Below are 8,991 nucleotides of genomic sequence, written 5' to 3' on the forward strand. Positions count from 1 at the left end.
GTGCATCCAGTTGTTATCCCATCCTCGCATCGCATCCGACGTTCGACATTCACAACCAGCCCTGCACCGATTCAATTCCCATAGCCACCGGCAGCGGAGCGGCTTAGCTCAGAGGATTTTTAGGATTGCGTTTAATGGACTAAAATCAGGGGCAGGGCGGTTAGCCGCGGCAAAATCGGGGGCTTCCTTGTCCAAACAACTAGCCAGAATGAGGTGGCCTCGCATGGCGCAATCACCCGTCGATGTCCGTCAACTCTTGAGCGCCACGGCCGCGAGCCTGTGGGCCACCTTCCTGGAAAGCGCGGCCAGCGCGCGCCCCGACCACAAGGGCGACCCGCGCGAGGCGCGGCTGCGACAGTTCCTGCGTGAGCGTCTGCCCCCGAAGTGGGGTGTCTCACGCGGTCACGTGTTCTACGCGGAAGATGCGACCACGCCGGAGTTCGACGTCATCGTGTACGACGCGCTCAACTGCCCCGCATGGACGCTGGGGATAGCAGTGAAGATCCACGGCGTCTGGTGCCGCTCGATGCCGTCATTGGCGTCGTCGAGGTCAAATCGACGCTTGACGGCCGTTCCCTCGCCAGCGCCGTCGCCAAGGCCCGGGCGCTGGATGACGCGCTGGCACACGATGCCGCGCTCAACGGCCCCGGCGACTACCAGCCATTCCGCCATGTCTTTGCATACCGTCTGGACAGGACCTGCGATTTCGATATGTGGTTGAGCCCCGCCGCGTCCCTCACCCGTTACGTCGGCGCGCGCCGCCAGCCGGACGGCATCTTCGTGCTGGACAGTCACTTCTCGGTCCTGGAGGCCAGTCACGGCTATGCTCACGCCTTTGCGCTGCACCGCGGCCAGACACCCGACGAAGTCGCGCGGACCAGCACGGTACTCGATCAGGAAGATGAACGCCGTCTCGTCCAGGAGGGTGATGCCTGGGGTCATGACTATTTCACGACTGACGCGACCGACGGCCTGCTATTGCTTGCCTTCCTGACGTATGTGATCCAGCGCGCCTCGCATTACCAGCCCGTTGGTGTCAACTACGCAGATCTGTTCTGCCGGTGGGGCGGCCCGAAGCTGGGCGGAATGATGGACTTCCGCCCGCCGCCCGATCCGGAGCTCCCTTCGGTGCCTGTCCCTGAGCTGTAAGCGTGGCTAACCAGATCCAGCCGGTTGCGCATGCGCGCGCCTACACCCGCAGCGACTTCATTGCGCTGCGCGCGTTCGTGCAGCGTGTGCCGGCCGCGACGATCGCCCGGCTCTATTTCACCGCGGACGCGAACGGCCACGAACCCACGGCGGGCTGGGTCGAGTCGTACCTGCGAAGGATGCAGGCGGACCTCGTGGATCTGGCGGTCGAGCACGGCTCGCCCGCGCTGACCGATCACCTCAAGCAGTCGGCCCGCTGGCACGGCAGCGCGCGCCTCACGGCCATCAACCTGAAAATGGTCGAACAGGCGGCGAGCCTCGCGGTTGCGCGGCCCGCCCCGGAACACGGCGTGGGCATGTGGTTCCGGCCGCTGGTGGCGGTGCGCCTGAAAGAGGCCGGAATCGGGCCCCTCGGCGAACTGGTCGTCTTCTGCAACGCCCGCGGCGGCACGCGCGATCCGGCGCATCGGCCCGGGGCGGGCGCGCCGCATCGTCGCATGGGTGCGCCAGCACGAGACGGCACTGGGCACGGTCGCGTCGGACGTCGACGAGCGCGAACCGTTCACGGCCGACGACCGCGAGATCATCGAGATCGGCGGCGCCCATGCGCCCATGCGCCCCTGGTGCCGCTCGAGCGGATGGCGCTGCGCGCGGCGCTGTCGGGCGCCGACGGCGCGAACCGTTCGCCGGCGTTCGCCTACATCCACGCGCGCAACGACCTCGAGGCGGTACGCGCCTACCTTTACCAGTACCGCGACAAGTCCAAGACGTTGCGCGCCTACACCAAGGAACTCGAGCGCTTCCTGCTATGGACCGTCTCTGTGCGCGGCAAGGCGTTGAGCTCCGTGCTGGCCGACGACTGCGAAGCCTAAAAGGATTTCCTGAAGGCGCCCTCCCCGGCCTTCGTTGGGCCGCGCTTCGCGCACAGCAGCCTGCGCTGGCGGCCGTTCGCGTCAACCGACCTGACGGCCGACACCCGGAAATATGCGGTGCGCGCGCTGCGCGCCGCCTTCGCGTGGCTGGTCGACGTCCGCTATCTGGCAGGCAATCCGTGGAAGGCAGTCAAGGATCCGGTCGTGGTGGAACGGGAGGTGGACATGGACATCGGCCGCGCCCTGCCCGCCAGCCTCTGGCATCGCGCGCGGCGCTACATCGACGCGCAGTGCGCGCCGGCGCAGGCCCGCTACTGGCGCACCGTCCGGGCCGCCCTTCTGCTCAGTGGCGACTCCGGTCTGCGGCGCGAGGAGCTGACCGTCGCGCGGCGCGAGAAAACACGCCCGTCACCGCACGGTGACCAGAAGAGCCCGGTATGGGAACTGACCGTGATCGGCAAACGGAACAAGGAACGTACCGTGCCGGTCAGCCCGGCCGCGATCGACGCGCTGCGGGCGCACTGGGCCGACCGCGGCCGCGAGTTCGACACGGCAACGGCAGGGCCGCTGGTCCGGCCGGTTTTCATCCCCCTACCCCGCTCGCGCTGGCCAGGCACGGCGACGGCACGGACGAATCGTACGTGCCTGACGGCATCAACAAGATGGTGCGCTGGGCCATGAAGCGGCTGGTCGCCGGCATGCCGGACCTGACGGTCGCTGAAATGACGCAGCTCGCGTCGACCTCCCCGCATGCGTTCAGGCACACGTTCGGCACCCAGGCGGGCGCCAACGACGTACCGCTCGACGTGATCCAGCGCATCATGGGCCACGCCTCGCTGCAGACAACGACCATCTACCTGCAGGCCGAACGGGAGCGCATGATGAAGGAAAGCGCTGAATACTTCATGAAGACCTTGCCCAAATCCGATGCTCAAGGCGTTGGCGACGCCTCGGCACAAACGACCAGCAATGTCCCATTCCCTGCCCGTCCTGATGTGTGACGCACTGGGCGTGGGCGTGCCAGCGTTCCACGCAAAAACGCCCTTTGCGTAACTGACACTTTTGTGTCGGACATTCTGATAGTTTCGTGGTGTCATGCTCTCGGCACCGCGCCTAACTGGCACCTAGGCTAGTGGAAATTGTTCGCGAAATATTCTTGCAGGTAGCCGGCGAGCTTCCCCACGGTATCAGGATCACCACCGGCTTCGAAACCCTCTATCCAACTGGCTGTTTGATCACCTGTTGCAGGATTCCCTTGCGCACCTTGCTGCTGAGCAAGGTGACACATATTTTGAATTCGAATAAATAGGTCTTGTAGATCTGCGGTGAGGTCAAAATATGTAGTGGCCATTCGCCTTTCTCCAATAAGATACAAAGTTAACGCTATGAGTTTTGGTGGATGGCCGAAAATAGAATGGCAAAAGCTTGCCAGAATATTTCTGATCGACTGCCACGCATAATGTACTAATATCACTTGCTAGCGCGAATGGCACTTACTTAAGCCTGCCTGCAGGAGAAGTCGGGGGTAAGTTCTTGAAGAGAAAGGGATGCGGCTGATCCAGGGATTGATAGGATGGTTGTTACCAGGCAAACACCGTCTCATTCCAAAGATCAGCCACCATGGATCGTAATGCACGCAGTCATCACAGGCAAACACGAAGCACAATTCAAAGCCGGGCACGCAGGACCCAGGCCGTGGACTACTTCAACATACTGACGAGCCCGCAACTGTTGGCCCTGACGGAAGCGCATTTGCCCGAGCATCGGGAACGGCTGTATCCGCCGACGGTGACGCTGTCGATGTTCATGCGTCAGGCGCTGGAAGCGGACCCTTCCTGCCAGAAGGCAGTCAACGGGTGGGCCGCGCAGCGAGCTGCCGACGGGCTGCGGCCCACGAGCGTGCGCACGGGAGGCTACTGCCGCGCTCGCCAGAGACTGCCGCTGACAATGGTCTGGGAGTTGGCGCGCGAGACGGGGCGTCAACTGCACGAGCAGGCCGAGCCGGCCTGGAAGTGGCGCGGGCACCCGGTCAAGCTGGTTGACGGCACCGGGATCTCGATGCCCGATACGCCGTCGAACCAGGCGCGCTTCCCACAGTCCAGTGCTCAGGCCGAAGGCGTGGGATTTCCGTTAGCCTATCTGGTTGCGGTGATCTGTCTGGCAAGCGGCGCAGTGCTGGAGGCGGCTGTCGGAACTCACGCAGGCAAAGGCAGCGGGGAACTGACGGCGTTTCGCATGCTGCAAAGCACGTTTTGTCGAGGTGATGTGATTGTCGCCGATGCCTTGTACTGCCACTACTTTCTGTTGGCCTCAATGCTTGCCGCCGGAGTGGATGTCGTGATGGAGCAGCATGGGGCGCGCCGCACCGACTTTCGGCGAGGCAAGTCGCTGGGCACGCGCGATCACATTGTGACGTGGCCCAAACCCCGCCAGCGCCCCGCCTGGATGACACATGAGCAGTACCAGGCGTTCCCCGATGAACTGATGGTGCGCGAATGCAGGCTGCATCACCGGGTACTGGTCACCACGATGCTTGATGCACGCAAGACCAGCAAACAGGACCTCTCGCAGTTGTATGCCAGGCGCTGGAACGTGGAACTGGATCTACGGAACATCAAGACGACGATGGGCATGGATGTGCTGCATTGCCAGACTGCCCACATGAACGAGAAGGAGATCTGGGTCCATCTGCTGGCCTACAACGTGATTCGGCTGCTGATGGCCCAAGCCGCCAGCCACTGCGCCATCGATCCGGGAACATTGAGTTTCAGGCACGCCTTGCAGCTATGGACTGAATGGCTGACCAGGGGGTTGACGGCAACTCACGACCAGAGCGTCCTGTTCAAGCTCATCGCGCAGTCTTGCGTCGGGAATCGCCCTGGTCGTATCGAACCACGAATGCGAAAACGACGACCGAAGTCTTATCCATGGCTGAAAGAGCCGCGTCACATTGCTCGCGAGCGCGCCCGAAAATATGGGCACGCTCCTCGGGCTCGGGCTTAAGTAAGTGCCATTCAAACTAGGGGGCGTTCGACGGGAGCCCCCATCATGCTCTGACGCCAACGAACACCCCCGAAGACGCAGCTCACAAATGTTGGTACATGCGCGATAAAACACGCGTGATGATCATCACGCCGTCATCGTGAGTCAAAATGAATCTGCATATAAGGTGTTCATACTCGGGGATGTGAAATGAAAGACTCTGATGTGATGGATGACTCCCGCTAAGCGGCAAGGAATTGTGCCAGAGTGGACAAATCGTGATATCCACGGCAAAGGAGGCGTTCATCACTCAGAACCCTACACACTATTGACGCACTCGTCAGTAACAGCTGGATAATGTCGCGATAGCATCTTGTCGAATCGTAAGTAACCAAACATTATGTATCCCGTCACTTCGCCTTTACCACGTTGAAAAAATGCTACGGAACGCGGCCGATAATGACACGCTTGCATTGAAACTCCATGCTCGTCCTGTCGGCGCGGGTGACTCAACGACAAAACCCATGGACACAGACTCCTTATGAGAAACATGCTCGACTCGGGCCTGCCGGGCGAAAGCGCGGCGCCCGTGGACACCATCACGACCGCCGCCCGCGTGCCACACACGCTGCCACTTTCGCGCACTGCGATGCTGCTGGTTGCCCTGCTGTTCGTGGGCGCATGGTTTGCGCAGCTTAATTACCGGCATCTGATCCCGAACGACGAAGGCCGCTATGCGGAAATGGCCCGTGAAATGTTCGTCACCGGCGACTGGATTACTCCGCGCTACAACGGTTACAAGTATTTCGAGAAGCCGCCGTTGCAAATTTGGTTCAATGCGCTGACCTTCGCATGCTTGGGCATCGGCGAATGGCAGGCACGGCTCTACACCGCGATGACCGACCTCGCCGGCATCCTGCTGGTCGGCTACACTGGCGCGCGCGTATTCAACGCCGCTGCCGGGGTGATGGCCGCGGTGGTGCTCGCGAGCTCGCCGTACTGGAACCTGATAGGCCACTATAACCTGCTCGACACCGGCGTGTCGTTTTGGATGGGGCTCACACTATGTGCGCTGCTGCTCGCGCAGTTGCCCGACGCGAGCGCAGCGCTCCCGGCGCAACTGGATGTTGACACATTGGGCTGCGATGGGCCTCGCGATGATCTCTAAGGGGCTGGTCGGGCCGATCGTTCCGATTGGGACCCTGATCGTCTACTCGCTAGTCTCGCGCGACTGGGCATTGTGGAAACGGCTATACGTGGTCAGGGGGACGCTAATCTTCGCAATCGTTGCGATGCCGTGGTTTATGCTCGCGCAGCGCGCAAACCCGGAGTTCATTCACTACTTCTTCGTCGTCCAGCAATTCGAGCGCTACTTGACACCCGCGCAGCACCGTCCCGGCCCGATCTATTACTTTGTACCCGTGCTGCTGATCGGCTTTTTGCCGTGGCTGTCAGTCTGCTGCCAGAGCGTGCGCCAAGCGTTGCGAACGCCGCGCCAGACGAATGGCTTCGCAACGGCAACAATGCTACTCGTATGGTCAGCGTTCACCTTTGTGTTCTTCAGCGTCTCGCATTCAAAGCTGATCCCGTACACGTTGCCGATCTCGCCTGCGCTTGCGCTGATGATTGGTGCGTATCTGCCAAACGTGACTGTCCTGCAATGGCGTCGCCATCTTTTGGGCCATCTGGTACTGCTGGCTGTCGCGGCGTACGGCGCACATTTCCTCACGCGCATGAGCGACGCGAAGAATCCAGAGGAGCTGTACAACGAGTGTCTGCTGTGGATTTACGCCGCGCTGGCCGCCTGCTTCGTGTTCACACTTGTTGCGCTGTGGGCGAACCAGTGCTTGCGGAGTGTGCCGGCTAGCATCGTCGTATTTGCGTTGGGCTGGTTCGCATTTGGCATGCATCGGCGGCAACGGCCACGAAGTGTTCGGCCGCCACAGCTCCGGTGCGCTGCTGGCGCCAGCGATCAAGGCCGAACTCGCGATGCTGCCACCCGACACACCTTTCTACTCGGTCAACGTTCTCGACCATGCACTGCCATTTTATATCGGCCATACCATGATCATGGTCCAGCACACTGACGAGCTGTCATTCGGCGCGCAAGTCGAGCCGGACCGGTGGGTGCCGACCGTCGACGACTGGGTAGCTTTGTGGAAGCGGGAGCGGTATGCGATGGCACTGCTGCCACCAGCGCTGTATCAAAAATTGGTCGCCGACGGGTTGCCGATGGTGGTGATCGCGCACGATCTGCGCCGCGTGGTTGTCGCCAAGCCGCAATCGTGCGTTTCCTCACGAAGCGGCTGCGTCAACTTGGCGACCCGGCGACACCGGATGCGGGCCCGTGACCACCGCGCTGCACTCGTGCGCCGTCTGTCTGCCTGGCAGCAGTGGACAGCTGCGGACCTGGCAACATAAGCAGTACTCCGCATATCAATCATCTTTCCTCCGCGACCCTTACTGCGACAAAACCTCGTCGTGATCTCGGCGACGCTGATGGCCGACGGGACTTCGCGCGCATCCGACCGCAAAAGCGCGTCAACCGGTATTCGTTAGTCCACCATGTCCCAACCTAATCTATTGACCTGAATGGAAAATCAATGGTCGGGTCGAGTGGCGGAACGGGACGCTGAAGGCCCGCCAGGTGATCCACACACGGTTGACGTGCTCCCGCCGCTACCGCGTAAGCGTGGCGGCTGTGACGATTTGATACAGCATCGAGGCTTTCCCTACGGAGGCGCACCATGGTGCGGAGCCGGTATTTGTTCAGAACCGCATCGTCGTTATCGCGACTCCCGGCCAACTACTGTGGCCTACGGCATATTCACGCGGCGTCATCCCGTAGCGTTCCTTGAACACGCGACTGAAGTGGGCCGCGCTCTCGAAGCCGCACTGATACGAGACTTCCTGAATCGCGCCGCGCGGCGTGTTGGCCAGTAGCCGCGCCGCGTGTTCGAGGCGCAGCGACCGCGCATAACGCATCGGCGACAGCCCTTTGGTCTTCAGCGTGCGCGTGAGGCTACTGATCGACATGTTCAGCTCGGCCGCGATGAGCGCGACGCAGAGATTCGGGTCGCCGACATGGCGTGCAATCACCTGCTTTGCGCGCAACAGGGTAGCGGCGCTTGCGCGGTCCGAGGCGGTCGCGGCGCGGTTACTCACCAGTACGTCCATCAGGTCGAGGCACTGATCTCCAATTCGCGCGAGCAGTACGTCACTCGCCCTGCCAGCCTGAGACGTCAGATTGAGCACCAACTCGCGTACCGCAGCGACATCCGCGGACGCCGGATCCGGACAATGGGCCACCGGAAAGCGGTGGCGCAGTCCGCGCTCGCGAAACGCGGAGTTGGGAATGCGTAGCACCGACACGCGCGTAGGTTCGCGAAACACCTGATCAAACGTATGCAGCGGGTCGAGCACGACCACCTGGCCGGATTCGACCATCGTCGTTTGCCCGTGCTGTTCGATCGACAGCATGCCGCTTCGCACGACTTGTACGATCAGATATTCGCTTTTCCAGACGACGTTGGGGCCGTGCAAGATCGGGGATATCGACTGCCACGCGGCATCGATGTTCACGATTTCGGTCGGGCCGACGCGTGCTACATTCATGGCTAACACGTAGGACCGCGAAGTATCTACCTGACAATCCCAGCCTCGTGTCGATGCGCCATCGACCCAGGCGTGATGGTCTACGGACGTCCCATTCCACGTGTAAGACCTGATATTCACTTCTATATCTCCATCTCTGAAATGTATGCATTTCGTTCCGATCGGTGACGATGCTTTGCGCCAGGCCGTTCAGGTGATGCGCTCGTACAGGGCAGTGTGATATTCGACCGAGCCAGCCTACGGTATGCGCTATGCGGCCCAGGAAAAATCTTGCCGGGATTCATCAGATTGCGCGGATCGAGCGCGTGTTTGATCGCGCGCATCGTGTCGATGGCTACCGGGCCGGCTTCCTCGACCAGAAAATCGATCTTGT

General features: G+C 61.5%; 7 protein-coding genes and 3 pseudogenes. 7 read left to right on the top strand and 3 right to left on the bottom strand.

Going from position 1 to position 8,991, the window contains the following annotated elements; all coding sequences use genetic code 11:
* Positions 1-223: 223 nt before the first annotated feature.
* From HV796_RS46170 to HV796_RS44775, 5 genes and pseudogenes are all read left to right on the top strand, one after another.
* A pseudogene (locus HV796_RS46170) lies at positions 224-472 on the top strand (DUF6602 domain-containing protein); the annotation flags it as partial.
* A 44-nt stretch (positions 473-516) separates the two neighbouring features.
* Positions 517-1,149 carry a hypothetical protein gene (locus HV796_RS38600; protein WP_217478157.1) on the top strand — a complete coding sequence of 211 codons (633 nt, stop codon included), beginning with the start codon at positions 517-519 and terminating at the stop codon, positions 1,147-1,149.
* 2 nt (positions 1,150-1,151) lie between these two features.
* On the top strand, positions 1,152-2,021 hold the full coding sequence (locus tag HV796_RS44765) for a phage integrase family protein (RefSeq protein ID WP_246356306.1): 870 nt from the start codon (positions 1,152-1,154) through the stop codon (positions 2,019-2,021).
* A 117-nt stretch (positions 2,022-2,138) separates the two neighbouring features.
* Positions 2,139-2,702 carry a site-specific integrase gene (locus tag HV796_RS44770; protein ID WP_246356307.1) on the top strand — a complete coding sequence of 188 codons (564 nt, stop codon included), beginning with the start codon at positions 2,139-2,141 and terminating at the stop codon, positions 2,700-2,702.
* The gene (locus HV796_RS44775; protein WP_246356308.1) at positions 2,663-3,022 is read left to right on the top strand and encodes a site-specific integrase; all 360 of its coding nucleotides are present in this window, start codon (positions 2,663-2,665) and stop codon (positions 3,020-3,022) included. Before HV796_RS44770 ends, HV796_RS44775 begins: the two co-directional genes overlap by 40 nt.
* 128 nt (positions 3,023-3,150) lie before the next feature.
* Here HV796_RS44775 and HV796_RS38610 read toward each other — a convergent pair whose 3' ends face one another.
* Positions 3,151-3,372, bottom strand: coding sequence for a hypothetical protein (locus HV796_RS38610; RefSeq protein WP_175233061.1), 222 nt, complete (start codon positions 3,370-3,372; stop codon positions 3,151-3,153).
* Between the two features lie 269 nt (positions 3,373-3,641).
* Between HV796_RS38610 and HV796_RS38615 the strand changes: the two genes are divergently transcribed.
* Positions 3,642-5,024: an IS4 family transposase gene (locus tag HV796_RS38615; RefSeq protein ID WP_175233062.1), complete on the top strand. Its 1,383-nt coding sequence runs from the start codon at positions 3,642-3,644 to the stop codon at positions 5,022-5,024.
* Between the two features lie 628 nt (positions 5,025-5,652).
* A pseudogene (locus HV796_RS38620) lies at positions 5,653-7,424 on the top strand (phospholipid carrier-dependent glycosyltransferase).
* 348 nt (positions 7,425-7,772) lie between these two features.
* Here the strand turns inward: HV796_RS38620 and HV796_RS38625 are convergent.
* A complete protein-coding gene (locus tag HV796_RS38625; RefSeq protein WP_175233063.1) occupies positions 7,773-8,738 on the bottom strand; it encodes a helix-turn-helix transcriptional regulator in 966 nt (321 codons plus the stop codon).
* Between the two features lie 129 nt (positions 8,739-8,867).
* Positions 8,868-8,991 (bottom strand): annotated as a pseudogene (locus tag HV796_RS45565) (FAD-linked oxidase C-terminal domain-containing protein); the annotation flags it as partial.

This window comes from Paraburkholderia humisilvae (assembly GCF_902859855.1).
Taxonomy (GTDB): domain Bacteria; phylum Pseudomonadota; class Gammaproteobacteria; order Burkholderiales; family Burkholderiaceae; genus Paraburkholderia; species Paraburkholderia humisilvae.